Raw genomic sequence first — 25,392 nt, 5'->3', positions numbered from 1 at the left:
TCGTCGTGGCACTTCTTCCGTTCCGGCTGTCGTCACCGGTCACCAGGCTGGCCGATGTGGTGCTCACGACCGCCGGGCCCGGCGACGTCGCTGGGGTCTGCGACCTGCTGCTCAGGGCGTACCCGGGAGCGGCCCTGGCCGTAGCGCACGGACCGGTGGGCGAGGTCGCCGTGCGGACCCGCGACGGCCTGCGCTATCACTGCGGCCCGTCGAACCTGTTGGCGGGACTGAGTATCTCGCGTCTGTCGACGACGGCTCAGCAGATCTACCACCGGTGGGTCGTGGGTGATCTGCGTCGTCAGCGAGTGGCGTTGCCGGAGTTGCTACTCGGTGACGGTGCCGCCGAGCCTGTCGAGTCGACTGCGCACTGTGGCGAGCCGGGGCGAGCCGACGGCGTCGAAGATCGCAGCCGCCTCGAGATAGTGCCGTCGTGCGTCCTCGTCGTCACCGCGCCGTTCGGCGACTTGACCGAGAAGGTCCAGCGCCTCTGCCCGCTCGGTGGCCGACCCGAGCTGCGCCATCCGGCGAGCTGCCTCGGCCGCCGCCTGCTCGGCCGCGTCGAGGTCGCCGAGAGCGAGTTCGGCGCCGGCGACGCCCAGCAGCACCCGTACGCCGTTGTAGGGGTCGATGTCGGTGAGCCTGAGGAAGATCTTCTCCGCCTCGGCCAGCAGTGGCAGTGCGGGAGCGGGTTGGCCCATCCGGGTCAGTAGCATGGCTAGGTTGAGGCAGGTAAGGCCGGTGCTCCGTGGGTCGGGTTCGGGAAGGGCTCTTCTCTGCTCCAGGATCCGCTCGAACAACTGGACTGCCTCGTGATCACGGCCGGTGTCGGTGTACAGGGTGGCCAGTCCCTCCTCGGCATCGACGCGGCCCTGCATGTCGCCGGCGTCCCGGTATCGGTCGATCGCCGCCAGGCCGTGGCGTTCTGCGGCCTCCTGGTCGCCGACCTTGCTGTACGCCCTGCTCAACCGCTTGAGCATGTTCGCTTCGGCCCGGGGGTCCCCCCATGCCTGGGCCGCACGCAGGCCCCGCTCGTCGACCGTGAGGCGTTCTTTGTACCCCTTTATGTAGAGGAATAGGGGCCACATCGCGTCGCTGAGATGCCAGGCCAACTCGTGGCGGCCGAGTTCGAAGGCGACTCGCCCGGCATCCAGCAGGTTGCTCCGTTCCCGCTGGAGCCAGGCGAGAGCGGCAGCCCGGTCGGTGAACGTGGGCAGGACTACCGGTGGCTGTGGGAAGGCGTAGGGCAGGCGACGCCGGTAGGGGGTGACCACGAGGTCCGCGCGGTGCGCGGCGGCGAAGTAGTACTCACAGATCGCCAGCCGCACCGCGTGCCGTTCTGCGTCCGAGTCCTGGCGCTGCGACATGTCGCGGGCGTAGAGGCGCAACAGGTCGTGCGTGGTGAACTGCTCCTCGGCGATTTCTTCCCAGAGGCTGGCTTCCAGCAGTTCGTCTATCAGGTGCGGCACCCGGTGCTGGTCGGCGGCTGGGGCTGTCGCAGCGATCAGCTCGGCGCTGAACTCCGGCCCGGGATGAAGCGCCAGCCGCCGGAACAGCGCGGCGGCCGGTGGTGTCAGCGCCTGATAGGAGACCTCGATCATCGCTCTGATCGACAGCCCTTCCACCGCCGACAGACGGGCCAGCCGTTGCGTCTCGTCGGCGAGTTCGGATACCACTCGCCGGATGGTCAGCCGTGGTCGGGAGGCCAGGCGACCACCGGCGACCACCAGCGCGAGCGGCATACCGCCACAGATGCGTACCAGTTCCTCGGTGGGTCCGGATTCCTGGGCGATCCGCTCACGGCCGACGGTGCGTTCCAACAGGGTCACCGCTGCCGTCGAGGGCAGGGGGCCGACGTCGAACAGGTGAGCGCCGTCGGGCACCAGTCCGGTCAGACGTCGGCGGCTGGTCACCACCACCATGGCAGATGACGACGCGGGCACCAGAGGTCTGACCTGTGCGGCGGAGAGAGCATCGTCGAGCACGACCAGCAGCGACCGGTTCGCGGTGACCGTCCGGTAGAGGGCGACCTGCTCGGCCAGGTCCGCGGGTATCCGCGGGGACGGCACGTTTAGTGCGCGGAGGAATGCCGTCAGTGCCGCGCCGGGATCCAACGGCGTCTCGCCGCTGAAGCCTCGGAGGTCGGTGTGGATCTGACCGCCCACGAACCTGTGGCGAAGGGCGTGTGCCCACTTTCTGGCCAGTGCCGACTTTCCCACGCCACCGGGTCCGCAGAGCACGATGATGTTCGCGCCCCGACCGAGCAACTGGTCCAGCTCGGCCGTTTCGGAGGCCCTGCCGGTGAAGTACGCCGAGGGTGCGGGAAGCTGTCGGGGAATCGGGTCTCCTGGCGCTGCCGGACTGGTGACATGTACACCACCATGAATGATGCTGGCCTGCACGCTGGGCCCGACGACCGTTCCGGAAAGCTCGTTGGCCGTCGCCTGGGGCACGTCGTACTCCCAGTTTGGACTATGCGGATCCAATCGCCGATGCCTTTCGCCCGGAGCCGGTCGCGAAATACGTTCTGGGCACTTAAAAGGTAATGTTCCCTTGGACGTCGCGCGCTTGTACAACTCGCTCTGCGGTGCCGCTGAAACTGTTGACCACGCCGTTTCCGACGCTGCCGGACCCGGCCCCCGAAAGACCCCGCCAGGTCACCCTGACTGCGGCATCAAATGCCGGGTCGCGGGACATTTCTTCCGCCAGAAACGAGGCTAATGCCATCTGGTGGGACCGCTCGTCAGGGTGCGCCATAGCGGAGGTGAGGGCGTCACCCTCCGGCGTCCCGGCACGGAGGCGTGCGCGTACCAGGCGGGCCAGCACAGCCGTCGCGGTTCGCGCTCCCGAGGCAAGCGCCTCGGCCCCCTTTGCCGCCAGCGCACCAGCGACCGCTACGACTAGTTGATCTTCCATCGGCAGCCCCCAGCCGAGCAGGAGATAGACAAGCCTCGGTGCTATGCCGGCCACAGTACCGCGCGCGGCCCAGCCGCCCATCCGCCCCTGCGAGTGACTCAGAATTTCGCTTATTGCGCATATATCATTATAAACTGTTTTGTCTGTTTGTTTTGCCACATAATTGATGCCAGAGCGAGCCCGCAAATAGGGCCCCAAATCCTGGAATGAGAGCACTCGACAGGACTCGTCCCGCGTAAGGTACGGTGCCCGTCGTGTTATCGATGATCATGTTCGTGATGCTGCACCTCCCCAACGGAGCCGACGCCAGCCTCCCATCTGTCGCGTCGCCCTCCGTACACGCAGCCGCAGCCGCAGCCGCAGCGGACGAAACCGCCACACAGGAATGGTACAAATGGGTAAGAAGGTCAGAAACGACGACTCCCGTACACCCGGCACCTGATTTGATCGCAACGGACTGCTGACGACGAGCCCATCCGCCACTGGACGGCCAGGATCCGGCGGGGCGACGGACATGCCGCACGCGAGGACGAGCGGAACGACGATCGCCACGACCACGATCTTCATAACAATGGACGACATGAGGCTTTCCTTGTGATGGATGGGGTGGCCGGCGGCAGGAGCCGGAGGAGTCACTGCCGCCGGCCACGGACCGGCCGTCCTCCCTCCCTGAGCGGCGGCCGGTCGGGGTGGCCGCGTCGACGGCGGCTACCCGGGTGGGCCCGGGCTGCGAGTCGGGTTCTCACTGGTCCGGGCCGATGTTCAGGTGGTGGCGGAGGTCGGGCGGGGGACGGCGCGATGGTCAGGGGTGGCTGCGCCGGGTGTGCGGGGACGTGGCAGGGCGAGCGCCGGTGTGGTGATGGCGGTGGCGAGGTCGGCGGCGAAGGCATGGATCTGGCCTTTGCTGATGCCGGGCATGCAGATGAGGTGACTGACGGGTCCGTCGCTGGCGAGGAGCCACTTGGCGCGGACGGCGGCAGGTGGGGTGGGTAGGACGACGGTGAAGGCATGGGGGTGGCGCCAGGCGGTCCAGCCGGTGGCGCGGATCTGGTCGACGGCGTGGGCGGCGAGGCGGCGGGCTTCGGCGGTGCGCCAGCGGTGTCCTTCGCGGCCGAGGGTGGCGATGGCGTGCCAGAGCAGGGCGGCGGCCAGGCCGCAGCGGGAGCCGGTGATGGTGGTGTCGGTGGCGGCGGTGTAGGGGACGTGGCGCAGGTGGGGGCGGCGGAGGTGGTCGCGGATGAGGACCATTCCGCAGGGGGTGGGGGTGCCGAGGAACTTGTGTCCGGAGATGGCGATGGAGCCGATGCCGCTGGTGTCGTCGAGGCGTAGTCGGCCGTCGAGGGCGAGCGGGATGCCGGACAGGGCGGCGTCGACGTGCAGGTGCCCGGGGATGCCGTACTCGGTGCGGAGGGCGTGGATGCGGCTGGTGTCGTCGACGGCTTCGGTCATGGTGGTGCCGGCGGTGGCGACGACGATGGCGGGCCAGCGTCGGCGTTTGCGCAACTGTGCGGCGAGGTCGTCGTAGTCGATTTCACCGTCGGGGGCGGCGTGGACGGGGACGGCGCGGGCGCCGAGCAGGTCGATGATTTTCGGGATGGAGTAGTGGGCGGCGGTGGAGTGGTAGATGCGGGCGGTGGGCCAGCGTCGGTAGGCGGTGTGCAGGGCGGAGAGGTTGCCTTCGGTGCCGCCGGTGGTGACGTAGCCCCAGCGGTCGTCGGTGGGCATGGCGAGCAGGTCGGCGGTCCAGGTGATGACGGCGTGTTCGAGGGTGCGGGTGTGGGCGGTGCCGGTGGTGTCGGTGGGGTCGCCGATGTTGTTCCAGAGGCGGGTGCCGAGGCGGGTCATGACGGCGCTGTGGTCGAGGTCGACGGCGCCGGGGTAGCCGATGCTGGTGGGTGCGGTGGCGGTGGCGTCGGCGGTGAGGTGGTCGAGGACGGTGGTGGGGTCGATCGGGGTGTGTCGCAGGTCTGCGGCGGTGGTGGGGTCGAGGGTGGCGGTCACGCGGGCCGTCCCGGGTGCAGGTGGGTGGTGAGCAGGCTGTGCAGGGCGGCGAGGTGGCGCCACCGTTGTCGGGTGGTGTGGTCGCCGTGTTGGGTGAGGGTGCGGTGGGGGTTGTGCCAGTGGGGGTTCCAGGTGGGGTCGAGGGGGGTGCTGCTGCGGATGCCGTCGTCGCCGAGGCGGGCGTGGGGGTTGCGGTCGATGTGCATGGCGGTGCCGTCGGTGAGGAGCAGGTAGCACTGTCCTTTGAGGTCCCAGGCGGAGCGGCGGGGGCCGGTGGCGGTGGGGGTGCGCAGGCTGCGGGCGAGTTGGTCCCAGCGACCGTCGTCGGTGTCGAGGGTGGACACGCCGGTGCCGATGTGGTGGGCGTGGGGTGGGAGGGTCATGTCTCCGCCGTTGACCATGGCGGCGTGCGGGCCGTGGGGGTGCCAGCGGTGTCCGGTGGCGGCGGCGTGGGTGATGGCGGTGTGGGCCACGGTGGTGAGGTCGTGCAGGAGCCGGGTGAGGTCGTCGGCTTCGGGTGAGGCGAGGAAGAGGCGGTAGCTGGTGTGCAGGCGGTAGCCGTGGGGCTCGGCGGGGGCCGGGGTGGTGAAGAAGAGCATGACGGCGTGGGGGCCGAGGGCGTCGCGGGTGCCGTAGCGGAGGTCGGCTTCGACGAGGTGGCCGTGGTTGAGGCGTTTGGCGCGGTAGGCGACCTGGCGTCGTAGGTCTGTGCGGTGGCGGTGTCCGGCGAGGTCGTCCGGATCGTCTGCGGTGGTGTGGTGGCCCGGGTCGGTGCGGCTGTCGGGGTGGTGGCCGGTGTCGGGGTGGCGGGCCGTGTCGGGTGGCGTAGTGGGCGTGGGGTGCGGCGCGGTCAGTGGGTGCGGGGTGGGTGGGTAGGGCGAGTGGTGTGGGTGGCCGGGTGGGGGCCGGTGGCCGGGTGGGGGCCGGTGCGCGGTGGCCGGTGGTGGTGGGTGCTGTGGCGGTTGCCAGCTGGGGTGCAGCGGGTCGTGGCGGTGGTGTCCGGCGTTGGTGGCGGCGTGGATCGTCATGGCGGGCCTCGTCAGATGGAGATGGTGATGGCGTCGGGTACGGCGTGGGTGGATGGGGTGCCGCGGCCGATGCCGGCGTAGATGTCGGGGCGGGTGCGGCGCAGGTGCGCGGCCCAGATGCCGCCGAGGGCGGCGGTGGTGGTGAGGATCGCCGGTAGCAGGTACGGGTGAGGTGATCCGGGTGCGGCGCCGAGCAGTGATCCGGTGTTGCCGAGCATCGTGGTGAGCAGGGTGGTGCCGGCGGCGACGCCGAGGGTGGGGGCGATGCGTCGTTGCCACCGGGTGGTGTGGGTGTGGTGGAGGCTGGCCGGGGCGGTGAGGGCGGCGGTGGAGGCGGCGAGGAGCAGGGTGAGCAGACCCATCGCGCCGAGGGTGGACAGCCAGGTGAACATGGTGGTGACGGGGTCGGCGCCGGTGGCGGCGAATCCGGCGACGGTGGCGGCGGCCAGGACGGTTTGGGTCAGGGAGCCGCCGCGGGGTGCGGTGAGGCGGGTGCCGCCGCTGGTGCCGGCGAGGCGGGTCGGGAGGACTGCTTCGCGGGCCATGGCGAACACGTAGCGGGCGAAGACGTTGTGGAAGGCGAGCATCGAGGTGACGATCGCGAGGATCAGGGTCACGGCGGCGGCGGTGGACCAGCCGGTGCCGGCGCGGTCGAGGATGGTGTAGGGCAGGGGTGTGGGGTCGGCGGCGGCGTGGGCGATGTGGTCGGGGCCGACGGTGACGCCCATCGCCCAGGCGGCGGTGGCGTAGACGGCGCCGAGCAGGAGTGCGGCGGCGATGGTGGCGCGGCTGATGGCGGCGCGGTCGGTGGTTTCCTCGGCGAAGCTGGCGGGGGCGTCGATGCCCATGAGGGAGGCGACGCTGAAGGCGACGGCGCCGCCGATGCCGGTGACGGCGAGGCCGGAGGCGTCGAAGCCGTGCCAGGCGAGGGTGTCGGTGGTGGGGCGGGTCAGGGCGGCCAGCACGAACACGGCCATGATCAGCAGTGACAGGGCGAGGACTGCGGCCAGCAGGCGGGTCGACAGCACGATGGTGCGGACGCCGAGGGTGGCCACGGTGGTGAGGGTGATGGCGGCCCATACCCACCAGGTGCCGCCGAGGTGGGCGGCGAGGGTGGCGCCGGCGAGGCCGTAGAGGCTGGTCTGGATGGCGCCGTAGGCCAGGAGTGCGACCATGCCGGCGGCGACGCCCCATCCTCGGCCGAGGGTGTGGGCGAGGATGCCGTAGTAGGCGGCGGGGTGGGTGATCTGTCGGGCCATGCTGGTGTAGGCGACGGCGAGGACGGCGACGCCTGCGGCGACGAGCAGGTAGGTGAGGGGTAGGGCGACGACGCCGGTGGTGGCGTAGATCGCGGGGATGCCGGCGGCGAGGACGACCATGGGTGCGGAGGCGGCGGCGCCGAACATCCACAGGCCGACGGGGCTGAGCGTGCGGCGGGCGAGGGCGACGGGGACCTGTCCGGTCACGGGGTGGGCCTCCGGTCGGGGTTGTCGGGGCAGCTGTGGTGGCGGCAGCCGGTGACCGGGTGGTGGTGGACGGTGGCGTCGTTGGTGGGCACCAGGTACACGGCCGTCGGGCGGATGGGGCCCGTGCGCCAGTAGCTGCGGTCGCGGGTGAGGCGGTGGGCGGCGGTCTGCGGGTCGGGGGTGAAGCCGAACAGGTCGTGGCTGCCGTCGGGCCATTGGCGGCGGATGGCGTAGCCCCACAGGTATTCGCTGGGCATGGCGGCTCCCGGGGTGGTGTCGGCGCCCGCTGCGGTGGGGGCCGCCACGCCCAGGGGTGTGGTCGTGGCGCGGTGCAGGGTGCGTCTGCGCAGGGCGAGGGTGGTGTGGGGGTGGCTGGTGGACAGCATGGGAAGTGGTCCCTTCTGGAGAGTGCGAGGGCGTGGTGCAGTGGCCCGCTGGGCGGCGGTGGGCGGCAGCGGGTGATGGTCGGCGGGGTGAGCGGGTCAGGGTGACCGTGGCGTGGCAGTGGTGAGCACGGTGCTGTGGAACGGTGTCGCGGCCCGGTGGAGGCGGACCCGACGGGGCAGCTCCGCAGCGCACGAGCGGGGGTGGCGGGCCGGGTGGGGTGGGCGCCACATCCGCCACAGCACTGGGCCGCCGGGTGCCAGCAGGATCGGGGTACGGGGTAGGTAGCCGGCGCGGGCGAGGAGGTGGTCGCGGGGGCGGTGGGTGCTGACGTCCGCGTACGCGCCGAGTGCCTGCGGGTCGGTGTGCCGGTGATGGTGGGTCAGCAGTGCGTGGCCGGCAGCCTGGCCGTGCTGGTCGGGGCGGACGGCCAGGTGGGCGAGGTGGTGGTGGGGTGTGCCGGGGTGGACCGTCGCGGTGTAGGTGTGCAGCAGCGCGAAGCGGCCGTGACGTCCGCCGGGCAGCAGGGGCAGGGTGTCGTGGCCGGCGGTCGAGGTCTCGGGTCGGGTGTGCCAGATGGCGACGGCGGTGTGGTCGTCGGTGGTGTCGACCCGGCCGTGGGTGAGGGCGTGGGCGACGATGAGCCGGGCGTAGGAGTGCAGCATCGTCGGGCGTGCGGTGGGGTCGGGTACCAACCAGGCACCCAGCCGCTGGCGGTGCAGCTGCCCGGCCAGCAGGGCGGCCAGAGCGGCGGAGTCGCCGTGGTGGGCGGGTCGCACGGCCGGGTTCGTCGGCAGCATGTCAGCTCCCCCAGGATCGGTCGGATGGGTGGTCGCCGGTGCACGGGTCCGGTCGGCCGGTGGTGTCGGGGTGCTGGTTCGTCCACCGGGTGTTGTCGAGGGCCCGGTCGAAGGTGGTGGCCAGGTGCACGTCACCGGCGGGGATTCCGGTCAGCGGCAGCCGCCGCCGTGCGGCGGCGATCAGCGGGGTGGGGCCGCACACATAGATCGCCTGTCCCCGCCGGTAGTGGTAGAGGGCCAGACTCAGCGCGTCGCCCTGCGCGGCGGGGTCGACGTGCGGGTCGGCGGAGAACACCGGCACCACCGTCAGCCAGTCCGGGTGTGTGTGGGCGAGCCGGTCCACCGCGACCGCGTCGTACAGGTCCAGCACCGTGCGGGCGCCGACGACCAGCGTCACCCGCCGCCCGCCTGGGGCGGCGGCGAACTGGTCGACCAGGGCCCGTAGCGGCGCCAACCCGGTGCCGCCGGCCACCAGCAGCAGATCCGCGTCACCGGCAGCAGCGAGAGACAATCCGACGTCGCAGGGCGGCCCCAACCACAGCGTCTCCCCCGCCGTGACCTGCTGCACCAGCAGCGGCGACACCCGACCGCCGCTCACCGCGCGGACGTGGAAGTCCACCGTCCCGTCCGGACGCGGCGCGTTGGCCGGGGACAGCCACCGCCACTGCCCGGGTCGGCGGGGCGTACACACCGGCAATGCCTGACCCGGCAGGTACCGCAGCCGCCGCATCGGCCGTACCGTCAGCGCCGCGACACCGTCTGACGGCGACTCGCGGGACTCGACCTCACCGATGGTGACCTGCGGCCCCTCCCCCACCACGCTCGCCGCCCGGTCCGCCAACCGCAACGCCCGTCGACACCCCCGCTCCCAGGCACCGGCCGGGGCCTGACCCCACCGGTCGTCGGGGAACCGCCGGACCGTGTCCACCATGGCCGCCGCGATACACGTGTCGTGATACAGCTGCAGACCGAACCGGCGGTACATGCGGGCCAACACCGCCAGACCCGCCCGCCGGGCCGCCGGATCACCCCGGCCCGCGACCGACTCCCGCAGCGTCGAGAAGAAGATCGGCGCAAGCTGGAGCGGCAGGAACCGCACACTACGGTCCTCCAGGTACGCCCAGAAGTGGTCAGCGGCGTGGTCCTCCGCATCGAGCACGGGGACCAGCGGCAGTTGGGGATCAGTCATCGCTCCGACAGTTCCTGGACGACGGAAGGCTGTTGCGATTCAACGATCACCCAATAACACGTAAGGGGGAATCCCGACCTTCGGTCCGACCAACGCACCGCGACTAACGCCCTAACCAGCGCATGGCCAGCGGATATGCCGCCAGCTACAGCAATACGACGATGCGGTAAGCGATCTCCTGCCGGAACACTCGTAGTGTCGCCCATGACTCAGCCACCATTTTCCGCGTACGATCTCATCGTTTGTGTAAGCCTTACGGGTTATCGACGTCGGCCTGCTGCTGGCGCAGAGGGGAAGCAATGCCTCGCCACGCGGATACGGTGATCACGCCGAACACGGCGCTTCGAAGCGCGCGGAACAGTCTGCCCTCACCGCAGCGACCTGGGCAGTCCCTGTCCCGTGCGGAGCTGGCCGACGCAATCAACGTTGCTTTGGACGCTCTCTACCCCTCCCGGAACATGGCGACGCAGTACGTGGACTTCCGATGGGTGGGCAAACTGGAGCGCGGAGAACATCGCTGGCCCAGCGCCGAACGGCGAGCGGCGCTACGTGCCGTCCTCGGCACCACCACTGACGCTCAACTCGGGTTGTACAGCCCCCGCCGCACAGCACGCGCAGATATTGGTCTCGGATCGTTGACGGAGGCTGCGTGGATCGGCGCCTTGCCGGACGAGATGGCAGAGTTTCCTGGGCCGTGGGCGCCGGACATGCAGGTGCCGAAGAGAATCGAGCGGCCCCACGTGGAAGCCCTCCGTCGAAGCATCACGTTGTTCGAGGACTGGGACCATCGGTACGGGGGCGGCCTTGCTCGTGCCGCCATGGCCGGTCAATTCGAGTGGGCCAGCCGCGCAATCCGTCAATCCTCAGCCACCAATGTGGTCCGTCGAGAGTGGCTCTCCACAGCAGCCCGGCTTGGTGACCTCGCGGGCTGGGCGTGCTTCGATGCGGGTGAGAACGTCGGCACGTCTAGGGGCTACTTCGTCAGATCAATCCAGCTCGCCACCGAGGCTGAGGACATCCAGCAGCGTGCCCACACCGTCACCAGCCTGAGCAGACACCTCACCTACAGCGGCAAGGCTAAGGAAGCACTAGAGATCATCGGTCTGGTACGGGCCGAGTGGCGCGCGCTTCCTCCACTGGGCCGCGCAGTCGTAGGGATCGTGGAAGCTCGGGCACATGCGAACAACAACGACGCCGGGGAATGTCTGCGTGCGGTCAGCTTCTGCGACGATCAATTCGCGGCGAGCCCGGCAGATGGCACCCACGACTCCACCTGGGGCTACTACGCGGACCTCGGTCAGATTCTTGGCGACGCCGGTCATGCAATGTGCGACCTCGCGTTAGCCACCAGTGACCCGGCGCTGATGGACGCCACGATCGCGCGGCTACATGCCGCGTACGGCCTCCATCCCACGGAGGTGGCCAGATCCCGAGCGCTGACCATGATTCGAATCGCCTGCCTGCAGGCACGCCAAGGCGATGTTGCTGGCGCACTACACTCAACACGCGCCGGGTCAGCAGACGCAGAAGGCGTGCACTCCAGCCGACTACAGGACGATCTTCGCGTCCTCCACGGCATCCTCGGAAGCGATGCTGTCGAACCCGGCCTTCGAGACGAGGTGGCAGCGGCGCTGGGCCAGCTCGGCGGCCTTGCAGAGTCGCAGGGCTAGAAGCCCGTCCAGCCAGACGGAGCCGATCCGTCGCGCAATGTGCTGAGTCGATGTGTCAACTGTCGTCTTCGCTGTACATCGTTGTCCGCCGACTGCGCCAGCCAGAGGGTCATCCGCATCATGCGGATCTGCCGAAGCACCGGCCACGCGCTGCCCTGACGCACGTCATAGCCGTAGGTCTCCGCAAATCTCGCGTACTCCTGCCCGGTGAACCACCCGCACTCGTAGTACAGAGCGCTGAGAGTCAGATCCCACTCCGGCGGCCCGACACACACGGTCTCCAGATCCACGAAGGCCCTCTGACCATCGGCCGTGACGAGAAGATTCTCCATGTGCGCGTCGCCGTGCAGCACCGTTTCCCCGAGCGCGAATGTCATCTGCTCCCACTGCGCCGCGAGACGATCGCGAAGCTCCCGCAGAAACGCCCGGTCCCCCGCCCTCAGAGCGGTGCCCCTGTTCAACTGGTCGTCGAACCTCGCGAACGGCGACAGGCGAGGCAGCCCCCCTACCGGTGGGGAAACGTCGTGCAGCAGACGCAGGCACTCAGCAAGCGTCACCAGGTCAGCCGAGCGAGCATCCGGCAGGTACTCCCATAACGAGACCACATAAGGGGCGACCACCACCGGAAGCCGACTAACCGGCCGTATTGCCGGTAACTCCTGCGAGGCGAGCCATCCGGCCACCTCAAGCTCCCGCCGCACTCGGTGAACAGCCTCAGGACCAGGAACCACTCGCGCCAGCACCCCAGCCTTGGGCAACAGGACGACGCCGTTCTCACCGACTCGGATAACCACCGGGTCCGCAGCCGGCACACCTACCTGTGCAGCAGCCAAGGCCGCCGCCCGGACCGCCTCATCCGTCTGCACGCCACCATCCTCCTCCAGCATCACGTCCGTAGTGCGCCTGGCTGCCCAACCTCGCCTGGTCCTCCGACGAGGTGTGTGTCGGAAGCCCGCTTCCACCGATCCGGCACCCACCGCCGCCTCGCCACTGCCTATGGCTACGACGTCACCACCGACCCCGCCTGGCCACTCCTGCGCGAAACGCACGAACTGAAAATGGTCGCCGCCGCCGTGCCGCTGCTCGCCTCTGGTCCTGGCATCCCGCGGGAGTTCACCATCCGCCTGCGATCCATCCAGGCCGCGACGACTCCGCATGCTGGACATCGTTCGCGGCACTCGGGCGGTAGCCGCGCAAGACGAGACTGCCTCGTTCAGCCCTACGTCCCACATGAGGCCGCCGGGCACCCGTTCTGACCTGCCGCACCAGCAACGGCGACAACCGGGCACCGGCGGGCACCGCACGACGTGGAAGTCCACCGTCCCATCCGACCGTCAGCACCGCGACCCCATCCGACGGCGACTACTGCGCCTCGACCGATCACCACGAGATCATCCCCACGTGCGCGGGGAGCAGTTGCGCCTCCGCGCACACCAGTCGGTTGAACAGGGATCACCCCCGCGTGTGTGTGTGTGGGAGCAGCCGCTCATCGAGCGATGGGGCCTCGACACCGTGGGATCACCCCCGCGTGCGCGGGGAGCAGCACCTCCCAGCAAACTCATCCTGCTCCCGTAATCGGAGGACGACCCGCCGACGGAGGGCACGTCGTCTTGGCTGCCGTCGGTACCCATGACGACCCTCGCCCCCGCCGAGCGTCTCGGCGTGGAGTTGGCGCAGTCGTGGCGCGACCGTCACCCGCCGGACGGGGGCGGGTGACGGTCGCGCTCGTTGAGAGAGTCAGCAGGGCAGCCGGTTGGCCACCTCCAGCAGACACGGATCGAAGGTGATGTCGACGTCTGGGGCGGTCGGTGCGCCGGGCATCGGCGTCTGCGACGCCGGCTCGTTCACCACGTACCCGTGGAAGGTCCACGCCTTGATCCGGCCGTCCGGGCTCTCCACCAGGTAGTCGGCCCGACGGTCGCCGTTCAGGTCGGCGAACCTGACCTGCGAGCCGCTCGCCCCGACCCCGGAGGCGACCAGTCCGTCGAAACGCCAGGTGAAGCGGTTGTTGCCGTACGCGTTGAGCCAGGCCCAGGCGCGTCCGGCGGCGTCGACCAGCAGGTAGTCGGCCCGGAAGTCTCCGTTGAGGTCCGTCAGGTGGATCTCGTCGCGCACCGGGTGCGGGCCCGGCGCGATCGACCCGGCGTAGTCCCAGCCCCACCCGGATGCGGTACGCCTGTTGAGCCAGGCCCTCACTCCGCCGTCGTCGCCGAGGACGAGGTAGTCGTCCTTGCGATCACCGTCCATGTCGGCGAACCGCACCTGTTCCTTCGGTGCCTGGACACCCGGGGCGATGACACCGACGTAGTTCCAACCGAAGCCGCCGTCGGGGGTGTACCTGTTGAGCCATGCCCGGGTCGCGCCGTTGTCGTCGAGGACGAGGTAGTCGTCCTTGCCGTCGCCGTCCACGTCGGCGAACCGGACCCGGTCCCGGCCTGGAGTGGTGCCGGTGGTGATCGCTCCGGCGTAGTCCCAGCCGTAACCGCCGCCCTGGCCTACCCGGTTGACCCAGGCGGCGACGCTGCCGTCCGCGCGGATCGCCACCCAGTCCGCTCGGCCGTCGCCGGTCAGGTCGACCATGCCGCTGCGGGTCGTGGGATCCGGGTTGCGGCCGATCACACCCTGCCAGTCCCACACGTCCGGGCGGCCGTACCTGTCGTTGAGCGCGGCGGCGGCCCGGCCGGCGGAGTCGACCAACAGGTAGTCGTCCTTGCCGTCGCCGTTGATGTCGGCGAACCTGACCTGGTCGCGGTTCACGCCGGCGGCGGTCAGGGTGCGGCCGTGGTTCTGCCACACGATGCTCGGGGGTCGGGTTCCCGGTGCCTGGACGGTCAGGGCGGGAAGCGTGTTCAACCAGACGTTGACGTGCCCCTCGTCGTGCACGACCAGGTAGTCGTCGCGGGCGTCGCCGTTGACGTCGGCGAACCGGACCCGGTCCCGGGTCGCGTTCACGCCGCTGGCCACCTGCCCCATCGAAGACCACCCGTACGCGCCGGCGGTCGAGTACGCGTTGGCGTACGCGGTGACCCGGCCCTGATCGTCGACGACCAGGTAGTCGTCCTTGCCGTCGCCGGTCATGTCGGCGAACCGCACCTGGTCGCGGGTGGCGCCGACGCCGGTGGCGATCACCCCGGCGTACGACCAGCCGAACCCGCCCGCCGGGGTGAACTGGTTGATCCACGCCGACACCCGGCCGGTGCCGTCCACCACGAGGTAGTCGTCGAGTGCGTCCCCGTCGACGTCGGCGAACCTGACGTTCTCCGGAACCGCCCCCACCCCGGTCGCGACCGTCCCGCGATACTTCCAGCCGTACCCGCCACCGAGGGTGTGCGCGTTGGTCCACGCCTTGACCCTGGCCTGATCGTCGAGCACCAGGTAGTCGTCCAGGCCGTCCCCGTCGACGTCCGCGAACTGCACCCGGTTGCGGGGTGCGCCGACGCCCGGGGCGACGATGCCCTCCCAGCGCCACCCGGTACCGGACGCGGTGCTGCCGTCTGAGATCGAGTCGGGCGCCTTGCCGACCTCACCAGCGCACGCGTCGGCTTTCCCACCGACCGGGTCGACGATGGTGCCGGCGGCGCGGGCGGCCCGGACGGCGCCGAGAAACGCGTCGGCCATCTTGCGGTAGCCGTCGGCGTTCGGGTGGACCGAGTCGGTCAGGTCGTCCCGCGTCACGGCGCTCATGTCGACCACTCGGACCCGCTTGCCGGCGGCTGCGTGCTTGGCGACGATGCCGGGGATAGCCCGGTTGTACGCCTGCACCTGGTTGTTGGTGCCCGCGTTGTACGCCGGCACGAGCTGCGCCACCAGCAGCGTGGTCTCCGGGGCCAGCGTGACGATCTTGCCGATCAGGGCGTCCAGCCGAGCCGGAGCGCCGGCCACCTCGAAGTTGCGCGACATGTCGTTGGTGCCGATGTGCAGCAGCACCACGTTCGGCCGGTAGCGCGGGATCGCACACTCCACCAGCCGGTCGATCTGGTCGATCCGCCAGCCCGGATGGCCCTCGTGGTTCTTGTCCGGCAGGGTCCCCGAACTCTGCGAGCCGACGAGGTCGAGCACCGCGTCGTCCTTCAGCCCGTCGAAGAGGCGTGCGCGATATCCCGTGCCGTCCGGGTTGTCGACACCGACGCCGTAGGTGATCGAGTCACCGAGCGGCATCACCCGCAACGCGGCCAGCCCCCGCGGGATCGCCGGGACCGGCGGGGCGGACCTGATGAACTTGTCATACAGCGCTTTGTAGACGGAGCCGAGGTACGTCCTGCACAACGGGCAGACCCGGCCGACACCACTCGCCATCCGGTCGATGACGGCCACGACCTGTCGGAAGAACTCCCCCTTATCGTCCACCACCTGGCCGACAAGTTTCCACTCCCACAGGCCGGCAACCCCGGCGGCGACGAGCACGGCAATGACATCAGCGCCCCAGGCGTGCAGGTCGTTGATCAGGCCGGTCCTCGCGTTCTCCGCAGTACGACTGATGAAGTTGGACAGTGCCTCGCCGAAGGTGGCACAGGTGGCCACCACGACCGGGTCAGAAGCGAGGTGTCCCCGGTTGACGCGGTAGTCGAGGCAGGCTGCCTCCAGGAAGACCCGCAGGACATTACCGACGATCGACATTCCGGCCGACGCCCACTCTCCTCCGTTCGCGTCCGGTGGCGTGGTGTCCTTGATCTCGATCGTGGTCGTGTCCGTGCCCTGATGGAGCTCGATCTCCACCTTCTTCGGCAGCGTGCCGTCCGGGTTCGCGTTGTACTTCTTCCTCAGGCCGCACAAGATGAGCTCATCGGCGGTCTTGTCGGCGATGCTGCCGACATCGCAGTTCAGGTCCCGCTTGACCAGCTCGTCCGGGTCGAGCGGCATGTCGTCGGCATCGAGGTCGTAGTAGCGGGCGGGGTAGGCGCTCGCGAGCGCCCGCTCGACAAAGTGTTCCTGCTCGGCCGGGTAGCGGACGTCGAATCGCCAGGTGAAGTCAGCGGCGGCACGTGCCGGAACCACGACGGCGACCGGGGCCAGCACCACGGCGAGAAGCGCACTCAACACGCTGCGGACAAATAGGGGGATTTTTGTTTTCATCGGACTTCCTGTCTGCGGAAAGGGGCGCGACTGGGCCGCGGACGCCGGTGGCGCCCGTCACGCGATTCGGGTGTGGGGCTAGTCGACCGGGGCGGCGGTGGCCGGACTGGCCAGGGCGACGATCGCGACCGCGGTGCTGTCCTGCACCAGCAGGACGCGGGTGGTGTGCTGTTCGGTGCCGGCGTCGGCCTCGGTGGCCCAGACCTTCAGCGCGGCCTGCGACGCGTCGGGCAGCGAGATCTGCTTGTCCCTGGTGTTCACGACGACGGTGCCCTTCGGGCCGTCCAGCGCCGCACACATCGCGGTGTTGTTCGCCTCGACGTACCACGCGTCGGTGCCGCACGGCAGGCCGAGACCGCCGAACCAACCGTCGGTCTGGCCGCGCTCGGCCGGTTCGCTCAGCTCGTCACTGATCAGATAGACGTCGACGGTCGAGGCGCCTTGCGGCAGCTGGGCGGGTCCGGCCGGCCAGCCGATCCAGGCCACGAACGCGGCGACGAGCACGGCGACCGAGACCGGCGCCCAGATCACGAGGGGGTTGACGCGGGTTCTGGTGGTCATGACACATTCCTCTTCCGGCGCGACGCGGGGTGGGTTTCTCCTGCTCAGAGGCCGTTCTCATCGACCTCGTCGATGGGAATGACACTACGGACGCCCCGCCGGGCAGCCATCCGACCACGGTGCTCATCCTGAGTGGTACCGCGGTACCACACGACTCAGACGAGCCCGTTCGTGTGCGCCCAGATCACCGCGTGCACCCGGTCGCGGGCCCCGAGTTTGGCCAGCACCCGGCCGACATGGGTCTTCACCGTCGACTCGGACAGGAACAACTCCCCGGCGATCTCAGGGTTGGACAGTCCACGGCCGATCGCGACCAGCACCTCGCGCTCCCGGGCGGTCAGTTCCTCCAGCAGGCCCGTGCCCGCCGGGTCGGGGGCCCGCCCGCCCTGGTAGTGGTCGAGCAGGGCGCGGGTGATCCGGGGCGAGACCACCGCCGCGCCGGCTGCGACGGTGCGGACCGCGTCGATCAGGTCGGCCGAGGGCGCGTCCTTGAGCAGGAAGCCGCTGGCCCCGGCGCGCAGGCCGGTGAACGCGTACTCGTCCAGGTCGAAGGTGGTCAGGATGAGGACCCGGGTGCCGGGACAGTTGGCGACGATGTCCCGCGTCGCCTCGATCCCGTCCATGATCGGCATCCGGACGTCCATCAGCACCACGTCGGGGCGGCGTTCCCGGGCCAGCAGGGCACCGGCCCGGCCGTCGCCGGCCTCACCGACGACACGCAGGCCGGGTGCCGCGCCGAGGACCATGGCCATGCCCTCGCGCAGCAGTTCCTGATCGTCCACGAGCAGCAGGGTTATCTCAGACATCGGCGCCTTCCGCGGGATGGGGCAGGCTTACTCGTACGGTCCACCCGACCACCTGACGGCCGGCTTCGACGGTGCCGCCGTACATGGCGACTCGTTCGCGCATCGCGTTCAGACCCTGCTCGCTGCCGACCGACGGGGCCGGCGTGGTGCCCCGGCCGTCGTCGGCGACCATGATCCGGATCGGGTCGTCGCCGTAGTCCAGGTCGACCAGGACGTCGGTGGGCCTGTCGGCGTAGCGCAGCGCGTTGGTCAGCGACTCCTGCACGACCCGGAACACCACCCGCTGCAGACCCGGTGAGGACGGATCCGGCCCGTGGCGGCGCAGGGTCACCGGCAGGCCGGCGATCCGGAACGTCTCGATCAGGCTCTCCAGGTCACCAGGAGTGTCCGGGGTGTCCTCGCGCAGCACGCCGAGCAGCCGGCGCATGTCGGTCATCGCCTCCCGTCCCAGGGCAGCGACCCGCTGCACGGCCTTGCGGGAACGCTCCGGGTCGGTGTCGGCGACCGCGGTCGCGCCGTCGGCCAGGCGGACCATGATCGTCAGGTTGTGGGCGACGATGTCGTGCATGTCGTGGGCGATCCGCACGCGCTCGCGCGCGGCGGCCAGCTTGCCCTCCTGCTCCTTCTCACGGGCCAGCCGGGCGGCCCGGTCCTCCAGTGACCGCACGTGCCGGCGGCGGGTGGCGACGGTCGCGCCGACCAGCACCGCAATGATCACCGCGAGGCCGTAGAGGCCGATGAAGGGGCCGAGCCCGTAGCGGCCCTCATGTTGGAAGGTGACCACCCCGAGCACGGCCACCGAGAGCACCGCGCCGATCGTCGCAGCCCGCAACGAGCGGTGTACCACCAGCGCATACATCACCACAGCGAACGCGATCAGCTGGGTGTCGCCGGTCAGGACGTCGCCAGTCACCGTCACCGCCAGCACCGCCCACGGCCACGACCGCCGCCAGATCAGCGCCAGCGAGATCACCGTGTTGACGGCCACCGCCCACCAACTGGCGCGGGTCATGTCGCCGGTCAGCATGTCGAAGTCGAGGCCGGCCGTGAGGCTGACCACGACGACGATGACGGTGGCCAGGTGGGGATGGTGGGCCCAGAAGACCCGGATCCCGGTGTCGGGCTCCACGGGTCAGAGGTTCCAGAAAGCCGTCGACGGGTCGGCCCCGAACATCATGCTCACCACCATCAGCACCAATCTGACCAGCAGGACGACGCTGAGGGCGAGGCTGACAGCGGACGCCGTGTGCTTGACGACGAGCGTGACGGCGAACGCGAACAGCGCCACGAGCACGCAGTATCCGATATCGACGGCCCACCGGCCCACGACTGTGCCGTAGCGCACATCGACCGGCGTCACGACAGCGTACGCCAGCATCAGGCACACGGCCCCGAGCACCGCCGCGACCACGGCCACCACCAGGGCCTTCGCGGTCATCACGGCGATCCGGCGGGGCGTGGCCAGGAAGGTCGTCCGGATGGTGCCGCTGGCGTACTCCGCACCGGGCACGACAGCCGCCAGCACGACGATCACCGTCTGGAGGACCACAGCGGCCAGGAGCCCGGACACCGCCGCGGCCGAGGGGGTGAGGACCAGCGCGGTTGCCGCGCAGATCCAGAACGATGTCAGGGTACGGAGTTTCAGCCACTCGGCGGCGACGAGGCGGATCATCGGCCGCGGGCCAGCGCCAGGTAGACGTCATCGAGGCAGGCGTCCACCGGGGTGTTCTCGATCAGCAGGATCCCGGCGCGAGCGGCCAGCCCCGCGATGTCGGCCGAGGTCAGCCCCGTGATCTCCAAGCGGCCGTCCGGGCGCAGAGCGACGGCCGCGCCGTGCCCACGCAGCAACTTCTCCAGGTCGCCCGGGCGGTCCGGGCGGACCCACACCGCCGGGACCGTGTTCCGTGCGATCACCTCGGCCGCCGGAGCGTCGGCGAGCACCCGGCCCCGCCCCAGAATGATCAGCCGGTCGATGTCGCGGGCCAGTTCCCCGGTCAGGCGGCCGGTGACCAGGACGGCCCGGCCCTCGCGGGCGAGCGTGCGGAGCAGGGCACGCAGCCAGGCGACACCGTCCGGGTCCAGCCCGGCCGCCGGATCGTCGAGCAGCAGGGCCGGCGCGTCACCCAGCAGCGCCCCGGCCAGGCCGAGCCGCTGCCGCAGGCCGGGAGAATAGACGCCGGCCCGCAGCCGCGCGACGCCGGCCAGCCCGGTCAGCTCCAGGACCTCATCGGTGCGGCGGTCCGGGATCCCGTGGGTCCGGGCGAGGATCCGCAGGTGGTCGCGGCCTGTGCGGCCGGGATGAGCCGGCGGCGGGGCGAGCAGGACGCCGACCTCCCGCAGCGGGTACGCCAGATCACGGTAGGACCGGCCGTCGAACAGGCACCGGCCGGACGTGACCCGTTCCAGCCCGACCATCAGGCGCAGCGTCGTGGACTTGCCGGCGCCGGCCGGGCCGAGGATCCCGTGCAGGACACCGGGTTCCAGGCGGAACGACACGTTCCGCACTGCCGAGACGCCGCCGTACCTCCTGGTCAGGGCGTGAACTTCGATCACCGGGCCGACGTTACGGACGGTCGGGCGGCCCGCCATCCGACCACGGTGCTCATCCGGCGTGGTACCGCGGTACCACGCCGGGGGATGTCGGCGCCCACTCGATGTGTGCGCCCACGCCTACCTCGCCGTCACCGCCGCCGCCGCGAAAGAGGGGCACCAGATCCGATGACGACCTCATCCCTCTTACCCTCGGCGAGTTCCGCCGTCTCCTGGCACACCTGATCACGCCGCGATCAGATGCTCCACCGCACTACGCCCACCCCGCGCGTTACGGCGGGCCACGACGTGTGCCTTGACGTACTCGCCGAGCTGCTCGATCTCCGACGGCGTCGGCTCATCCAGCCGACGCTGCCCCCACTGCTCCACCACCCGCTTCCAGTACGAGCCATACGCCCGCCGCGTCCCCACACTGACCGCCGCCGACACCACCGGCACATACTCCGCGAACGTCGGCGCCGCAGGACGGTCCACCGAGGCTTCCACCAGGTCCGCCGCCGAGATGCCCATCCGCGCCAACAACAACCGCGCCGCCTCCAGCTCGGCTCGACTCGCACCACTCACGACACACCGCCAGCCAGCACAGCGGCGTGGGCCTGAGTGACGATCTCGTCCAGCGTCGCCACCGGACACACCAGCAGCAGCCCCACCGTAGGATCCGCCACCAGAAGGAGCCGATCGTCCGGCGTCAGAGCCCACCAATGCCGCACCGCCGCAGGAAGACGCACCTGCCGCTGACCGGTCAGCCGGAACACACCCTGATCATCACCACGCACCACGACGATCCCGGCACGCTCCCGAATGTCCAACCGGATACCCGGCCGCCACCCCAAAGCACCCACCACGAACCGATCCCGCAGCCGGCCACTGCCCTCCAACGCGACCACAGCGTAGACCCGGGTACTCGTACGCGGCTCCGGCAGCGACGACATCGGCAACGGACCACGACGCAATCCACCGCTCGTCGAGCGCTCGACTGTCGGCCCCAGGTCAGACAGGACCACCGGTGGAATCACCGGGCCTGTCGAGGTGTCAACCACGGCCACCACCACCCGAAACCAACCGAGCGGAGACCGTGGAGAAGAGAAGATTCGCGTGGTCAAGCATGCTTGGTCACCAGCACGTAGAACTGGGCGCAAACGCCGCGTTTTTGTGTCCGAGGCCCGAGCTTGGCTTCGACTACATAATCAGAATGGCAGCAGACCGACAGTTGTGCCGATAATCGGGTCGCCACGGATGCTGGGTGTCGATGGTCCACGACCATGATGTGGCTGGCAGTGTCGCGAGCCAACCACATCACGACCAGACCGGCGCTCAGCATGCTCGCAGCACATCAGCGATTAAGCACCGCGCGGCCCAAAGCGACACCGGCTCGCTTAGTCGCCGCCTTGTCTACGGACAGCATTCCATTTCCGGCGTTAAACGGAGCCCATCCAGAGCAGAACCACCCGTTGGGCCACTCAGATATCACACCGCCACGGAAGCCATCCAACAACGCCTTTCTCAGGTCATCATTGTGATCAACAAGTTTCCGAGAGGCGAAGACTTCGGATGTCAATACAGCAGCGCCAGCAGCCAATTCTGACGGAGTCGCCAGACTGTATTCGACTCCAATAGCCCCGTACCAGACGCCACATTCAGCCGTCGCCTTGCGAAGAAGATTCGTGGCCCAGTCGGCCAACCTCGCCGCCGAAGCCCGCTCCGACTTTCGCCACAAGTCAATCGGAATCCCTAGGCCGTCAGCCGAGGCTGAAACGGCTATCGGATGGCGGTCACCGCCCGAGGCAGCGAGGTACTCCACGATGACAAGAGTGCCCCTTTTCCGTCGATACCCTGCGCGCACCGCGCGCCCGCCCTCGTCTTCACCTGCAACGATGCGTGCAAACCGATCTGGCTTTACATCAAGGATCGCCGATCGCCCAGCAAGATCAGATCTCAGCTCGAACTCTGCATCCCACGGGGCTACTTCAACCGCACCATTGGGAACGCAGCCCATTGCTGCAACCAGTCGACAGAGCGTAGCGAAGCACTCGTGCTCCGCACCTTCCGAATAGACCGCCACCGTAAGGTGTGGTGGCTCTGGATAAAGCGCAGCCATATCACTTACCCAACAATCTCAGCATCGCGCCAACCTGACCATTATTGGGAACGAATGCAGTTACTAGATCTCCACTGGACCGATCGAACTGCGCCACAAACCATTTCCCGTCGATTCGCGCCATATGAGCGTTGGTGAGAGTTGAGCCACTGCTCCACGGCACCACCTTAGAACTTCCCGACGCACGCTCGATCAATCCGTTCCATTCGCCCATCTTGTCAGACTTCGGTCCCGGATCCGATAGTGGATCTTCCCCGTGGCGAGGTCAAGCTGGCGGTCATGTGCCGGACATCGAGGTCACGGTGATAGGTCGCCCGCAGCCGGACCGGCCGGCCCTGCGGTTTCCACGCATTCCGGGCCGCGGTTGCAGGTTCAGCGGCCCGAGCTCGTCGACGCAGACGATCCGGCCGCCGGCGGGTGGAGGTCGTAGAGGTCGAGCACCCGGCGCATCTTGGCGGTGAAGTCGGGGTCGTTGCTGGCCTTCCACGTCTTCGACGCCTGCCAGGTCACGCCGCGTTCACGCAGGATCCGCCGCGCCGTCTCGATACTGAGATGCTTCTATAGCTGTCAAGTGGTGCTGGTGGCTGGGTTAGCGCTGTTCAGGGTGCGGAAGAGTTGTCTGCTGATGTAGCGCTTGAGGCTGCGCATGATCTCGCGTTTGGTGCGGCCCTCGCTGGTGCGACGGGCGACGTAGTCGCGGGTGCGTGGGTCGTGTCCCATGCGGACCAGCGCGATGGTGTAGAGCGCTCGGTTCAGGCGGCGGTCGCCGCCGCGGTTGAGCCGGTAGCGGGTGGTGTTTCCTGACGAGGCCGGTAGGGGTGACGCGCCGGCCAGGGCGGCGAACGCGGCTTCGGAGCGGATGCGTCCGGGGTGTGACCAGGCGAGCAGGACGGTTGCGGCGACGACGGCGCCGACGCCGGGAAGGGCAAGCAGCTGCGGCGCTTGCGCGGTGACGGCTTGCTGGAGTGCCGCGTGGTTGGCGGCGAGTTCCGCGTCGAGAGCGCGGATGCGCCGGGCCAGCCGGATGGCCTCGGCCCGGCATATGACCAGCGTGGTGCCGTCGCTGTGGGTGCGCCAGGCCGCGACGGTCGCGATGGTCGTGGTGGTCGTGGTGGTCAAGACCCGGCGGGCGTCACCATCGAGATCGACCGTGCGCAGCAGCGCGGTCAGCGCGTTGACCGCGCGGGTGCGCTCGCCGTTCATCTGCTCGCGAGCCGCTGCCAGAACCCGTAGCGCGGTGCGATCGCCGGCATGCCGCGGCCAGCAGAGATGGTCGGCCTCCAGGCTGCGAGCGGCCTGGGCCATCGCGACGGCGTCCACGGTGTCGTTCTTGCCGCGGCGACGCCGGGTGGTGGCCGGGATCTCGGGTGCCTCGGCGACGGTTAAACCTGCCGCGACGAGTTGCTCGGTGAAGGTAGCGCCGTAGGAGCCGGCGCCGTCGATGACGATCAGCGTGGACGCGTGTTGGGTGTGGCGTTGGATCCAGCCGACGGCACGGCGTAGCCCTGCGGGGCTGGTCGGGAACTGGGCCTGCTGACTGATTGCGCCGGTGCCTGCGGCGACCAGCGCGAGGGTGTGGGAGGCGGCGTGGGTGTCCACACCGACGATGAAGTCGTACTGGTCTGCGACGATGGCCATTGCGGCGTACTGCCTTCCCGGGGAGACGTCGTGACGGCGTCGGCCCAGGAAAGGTGCTCTCGAGGCAGGACTGTGATGAGCCACGACCCGCTGCAACGGGTCGGGCAAGCTTCTGATCAAGCCACCGAGAGAGGGCAGGGCCGACGCCCGACCACCGACCGGATGGGCAGATCTCACTGAGAGCACCCTGCGGGGCAACCATTTTCATGAGCCACACCCGGTCGCGATCATGGCACCGACCCTGCCAGCCAGCCCCAGGCCGGCCAACACCAAGTTTCACAGCCTTCTCAACCTGATCTTGCAGGTCAGTCCGGGTTGGCAGGGGGTGTCGAGCGATGAGGGGAGGCTCCAGGTAGGACAGCAAATCGACCAAAACCCGATGCCCCGACCGGGAGCCTCGCCATGCTGTCCTACCCTGCCGCGATTCCGTTGTCCAGCCGGACCTTAAACCACCTCGCCGACCGCATCCGCAGCTACCGCCAGCAGCGCAGATCCCGATGGCGACGACTGAACCCCGGCCATCAGGCTCTGCTGGTCCTGGCCCACCTGCGCAATGGCGACACCTACACCCGCCTCGCCGCCGGCTTCGACATCGGGGGATCTCCACCGCCTGGCGCTACGTCCAGGAAGCAATCGCCCTTCTCAGCTCGGCCACCGACGACCTGGACACCGCGATGTGGCGCATCCGGTTGCTGGCGTACGCGATCCTGGACGGCACGCTGATCCCGATCGACCGGGTCGCTGACCAGAAGCCGTACTACTGCGGCAAGCACAAGCGTCACGGGGTGAACGTCCAGGTCATCGCGGACGTGGTCGGGCGGCTCGTCTGGGCCTCGGCCGCGCTGCCCGGCTCGACCCACGACCTGACCGCCGCCCGCACCCACGGCATCATCGACGCCTTGACCAGCGCCGACGTGATGACCTTCGCCGACAAGGGTTATCAAGGGGCTCGTGGCAGCGTGCGCACCCCGTTCAAACGACGCCGATTCCGGCCGAAGCTGTCACGCCGGCAGAAGGCAGTCAACCGGGCCCACGCAAAGATCCGCGCCTGCGGCGAGCGCGCGATCGCCACCCTCAAATCCTGGAAGGTCCTGGCCAAACTGCGCTGCTGCCCGCGCCGCGCGACCGCGATCGTGCAGGCCATCCTCGTCCTGCACCACGTCGAAGCCAACCGCTACGCAGGATGAAAGACGCTCACTGATCGCTGCGACCCGG

The 25,392-nt window shown here is 69.3% G+C and carries 20 protein-coding genes and 2 pseudogenes; 3 read left to right on the top strand and 19 right to left on the bottom strand.

Annotated features, from left to right (window positions below; all coding sequences use genetic code 11):
- Nucleotides 1-323: 323 nt before the first annotated feature.
- The 7 genes from ABZ738_RS27570 to ABZ738_RS27540 all read right to left on the bottom strand — a co-directional run bounded on the left by ABZ738_RS27570 (nucleotide 324) and on the right by ABZ738_RS27540 (nucleotide 9,781).
- Nucleotides 324-2,450: a tetratricopeptide repeat protein gene (locus tag ABZ738_RS27570; RefSeq protein WP_357217851.1), complete on the bottom strand. Its 2,127-nt coding sequence runs from the start codon at nucleotides 2,448-2,450 to the stop codon at nucleotides 324-326.
- A gap of 1,225 nt (nucleotides 2,451-3,675) precedes the next feature.
- On the bottom strand, nucleotides 3,676-4,914 hold the full coding sequence (locus ABZ738_RS27565) for a histidine decarboxylase (RefSeq protein WP_357217847.1): 1,239 nt from the start codon (nucleotides 4,912-4,914) through the stop codon (nucleotides 3,676-3,678).
- Entirely contained in the window at nucleotides 4,911-5,942 is a 1,032-nt protein-coding gene (locus ABZ738_RS27560; protein WP_357217843.1) for a hypothetical protein, read from the bottom strand. The genes ABZ738_RS27565 and ABZ738_RS27560 overlap by 4 nt, the downstream gene beginning before the upstream one ends.
- An 11-nt stretch (nucleotides 5,943-5,953) precedes the next feature.
- Nucleotides 5,954-7,348, bottom strand: coding sequence for an APC family permease (locus ABZ738_RS27555; RefSeq protein WP_357218017.1), 1,395 nt, complete (start codon nucleotides 7,346-7,348; stop codon nucleotides 5,954-5,956).
- Between the two features lie 56 nt (nucleotides 7,349-7,404).
- Nucleotides 7,405-7,794 (bottom strand): hypothetical protein, encoded by a 390-nt coding sequence (locus ABZ738_RS27550; RefSeq protein WP_357217839.1) that lies wholly within the window; start codon nucleotides 7,792-7,794, stop codon nucleotides 7,405-7,407.
- A 96-nt stretch (nucleotides 7,795-7,890) separates the two neighbouring features.
- A complete protein-coding gene (locus ABZ738_RS27545; protein WP_357217836.1) occupies nucleotides 7,891-8,592 on the bottom strand; it encodes an N-acetyltransferase in 702 nt (233 codons plus the stop codon).
- A gap of 1 nt (nucleotide 8,593) precedes the next feature.
- Nucleotides 8,594-9,781, bottom strand: coding sequence for an FAD-binding oxidoreductase (locus ABZ738_RS27540; RefSeq protein ID WP_357217833.1), 1,188 nt, complete (start codon nucleotides 9,779-9,781; stop codon nucleotides 8,594-8,596).
- A gap of 458 nt (nucleotides 9,782-10,239) precedes the next feature.
- On the opposite strand from ABZ738_RS27540, the gene ABZ738_RS27535 reads away from it, so the two are divergent.
- Complete coding sequence (locus ABZ738_RS27535) at nucleotides 10,240-11,451, top strand: hypothetical protein (RefSeq protein WP_357217830.1); 1,212 nt, start codon at nucleotides 10,240-10,242, stop codon at nucleotides 11,449-11,451.
- On the opposite strand, the gene ABZ738_RS27530 is transcribed toward ABZ738_RS27535, so the two are convergent.
- Nucleotides 11,448-12,338, bottom strand: coding sequence for an aminoglycoside phosphotransferase family protein (locus ABZ738_RS27530; protein WP_357218014.1), 891 nt, complete (start codon nucleotides 12,336-12,338; stop codon nucleotides 11,448-11,450). The two genes, ABZ738_RS27535 and ABZ738_RS27530, sit on opposite strands and share 4 nt — an antisense overlap.
- Before the next feature lie 54 nt (nucleotides 12,339-12,392).
- On the opposite strand from ABZ738_RS27530, the pseudogene ABZ738_RS27525 reads away from it, so the two are divergent.
- Nucleotides 12,393-12,640, top strand: a pseudogene (locus ABZ738_RS27525) (aminoglycoside phosphotransferase); the annotation flags it as partial.
- Between the two features lie 548 nt (nucleotides 12,641-13,188).
- On the opposite strand, the gene ABZ738_RS27520 reads toward ABZ738_RS27525, so the two are convergent.
- The 11 genes from ABZ738_RS27520 to ABZ738_RS27470 form a co-directional block, all read right to left on the bottom strand.
- Complete coding sequence (locus tag ABZ738_RS27520) at nucleotides 13,189-16,491, bottom strand: FG-GAP-like repeat-containing protein (RefSeq protein ID WP_357217827.1); 3,303 nt, start codon at nucleotides 16,489-16,491, stop codon at nucleotides 13,189-13,191.
- Between the two features lie 111 nt (nucleotides 16,492-16,602).
- A complete protein-coding gene (locus ABZ738_RS27515) occupies nucleotides 16,603-17,085 on the bottom strand; it encodes a hypothetical protein (RefSeq protein WP_176093378.1) in 483 nt (160 codons plus the stop codon).
- Nucleotides 17,086-17,240: 155 nt separating this feature from the next.
- Nucleotides 17,241-17,891, bottom strand: coding sequence for a response regulator transcription factor (locus ABZ738_RS27510; RefSeq protein ID WP_131051024.1), 651 nt, complete (start codon nucleotides 17,889-17,891; stop codon nucleotides 17,241-17,243).
- Nucleotides 17,884-19,020 carry a sensor histidine kinase gene (locus ABZ738_RS27505; protein ID WP_357217822.1) on the bottom strand — a complete coding sequence of 379 codons (1,137 nt, stop codon included), beginning with the start codon at nucleotides 19,018-19,020 and terminating at the stop codon, nucleotides 17,884-17,886. Before ABZ738_RS27505 ends, ABZ738_RS27510 begins: the two co-directional genes overlap by 8 nt.
- Nucleotides 19,021-19,023: 3 nt before the next feature.
- Nucleotides 19,024-19,563 carry a hypothetical protein gene (locus tag ABZ738_RS27500; RefSeq protein ID WP_357217819.1) on the bottom strand — a complete coding sequence of 180 codons (540 nt, stop codon included), beginning with the start codon at nucleotides 19,561-19,563 and terminating at the stop codon, nucleotides 19,024-19,026.
- Nucleotides 19,560-20,444, bottom strand: a complete 885-nt coding sequence (locus tag ABZ738_RS27495; RefSeq protein WP_357217816.1) for an ATP-binding cassette domain-containing protein — start codon at nucleotides 20,442-20,444, stop codon at nucleotides 19,560-19,562. The genes ABZ738_RS27500 and ABZ738_RS27495 overlap by 4 nt, the downstream gene beginning before the upstream one ends.
- 222 nt (nucleotides 20,445-20,666) lie before the next feature.
- Nucleotides 20,667-21,005, bottom strand: coding sequence for an integrase (locus ABZ738_RS27490; RefSeq protein WP_357217813.1), 339 nt, complete (start codon nucleotides 21,003-21,005; stop codon nucleotides 20,667-20,669).
- Nucleotides 21,002-21,481 (bottom strand): hypothetical protein, encoded by a 480-nt coding sequence (locus ABZ738_RS27485; RefSeq protein ID WP_357217810.1) that lies wholly within the window; start codon nucleotides 21,479-21,481, stop codon nucleotides 21,002-21,004. The genes ABZ738_RS27490 and ABZ738_RS27485 overlap by 4 nt, the downstream gene beginning before the upstream one ends.
- Before the next feature lie 293 nt (nucleotides 21,482-21,774).
- A complete protein-coding gene (locus tag ABZ738_RS27480) occupies nucleotides 21,775-22,503 on the bottom strand; it encodes a hypothetical protein (RefSeq protein WP_357217807.1) in 729 nt (242 codons plus the stop codon).
- A gap of 408 nt (nucleotides 22,504-22,911) precedes the next feature.
- Complete coding sequence (locus ABZ738_RS27475; RefSeq protein ID WP_357217804.1) at nucleotides 22,912-23,049, bottom strand: hypothetical protein; 138 nt, start codon at nucleotides 23,047-23,049, stop codon at nucleotides 22,912-22,914.
- Nucleotides 23,050-23,106: 57 nt separating this feature from the next.
- Nucleotides 23,107-24,177: an IS110 family transposase gene (locus tag ABZ738_RS27470; RefSeq protein WP_357217802.1), complete on the bottom strand. Its 1,071-nt coding sequence runs from the start codon at nucleotides 24,175-24,177 to the stop codon at nucleotides 23,107-23,109.
- A gap of 402 nt (nucleotides 24,178-24,579) precedes the next feature.
- Here ABZ738_RS27470 and ABZ738_RS27465 point away from each other — a divergent pair.
- Nucleotides 24,580-25,364, top strand: a pseudogene (locus ABZ738_RS27465) (transposase family protein).
- The last annotated feature ends 28 nt before the right edge of the window (nucleotides 25,365-25,392 follow it).

It is taken from the genome of Micromonospora sp. NPDC047793 (assembly GCF_040642635.1).
Lineage (GTDB): Bacteria > Actinomycetota > Actinomycetes > Mycobacteriales > Micromonosporaceae > Micromonospora.
This window is presented reverse-complemented; position numbering and strand designations above follow the sequence as displayed.

Excerpts from the sequence above, each read along its gene's own strand:
- ABZ738_RS27530 (WP_357218014.1), bottom strand. The coding sequence starts at position 12,338 with ATGCTGGAGGAGGATGGTGGCGTGCAGACGGATGAGGCGGTCCGGGCG.
- ABZ738_RS27470 (WP_357217802.1), bottom strand. The coding sequence starts at position 24,177 with ATGGCCATCGTCGCAGACCAGTACGACTTCATCGTCGGTGTGGACACC.
- ABZ738_RS27555 (WP_357218017.1), bottom strand. The coding sequence starts at position 7,348 with ATGTTCGGCGCCGCCGCCTCCGCACCCATGGTCGTCCTCGCCGCCGGC.
- ABZ738_RS27560 (WP_357217843.1), bottom strand. The coding sequence starts at position 5,942 with ATGACGATCCACGCCGCCACCAACGCCGGACACCACCGCCACGACCCG.
- ABZ738_RS27545 (WP_357217836.1), bottom strand. The coding sequence starts at position 8,592 with ATGCTGCCGACGAACCCGGCCGTGCGACCCGCCCACCACGGCGACTCC.
- ABZ738_RS27500 (WP_357217819.1), bottom strand. The coding sequence starts at position 19,563 with ATGATCCGCCTCGTCGCCGCCGAGTGGCTGAAACTCCGTACCCTGACA.
- ABZ738_RS27515 (WP_176093378.1), bottom strand. The coding sequence starts at position 17,085 with ATGACCACCAGAACCCGCGTCAACCCCCTCGTGATCTGGGCGCCGGTC.
- ABZ738_RS27535 (WP_357217830.1), top strand. The coding sequence starts at position 10,240 with ATGGCGACGCAGTACGTGGACTTCCGATGGGTGGGCAAACTGGAGCGC.
- ABZ738_RS27510 (WP_131051024.1), bottom strand. The coding sequence starts at position 17,891 with ATGTCTGAGATAACCCTGCTGCTCGTGGACGATCAGGAACTGCTGCGC.
- ABZ738_RS27550 (WP_357217839.1), bottom strand. The coding sequence starts at position 7,794 with ATGCTGTCCACCAGCCACCCCCACACCACCCTCGCCCTGCGCAGACGC.
- ABZ738_RS27540 (WP_357217833.1), bottom strand. The coding sequence starts at position 9,781 with ATGACTGATCCCCAACTGCCGCTGGTCCCCGTGCTCGATGCGGAGGAC.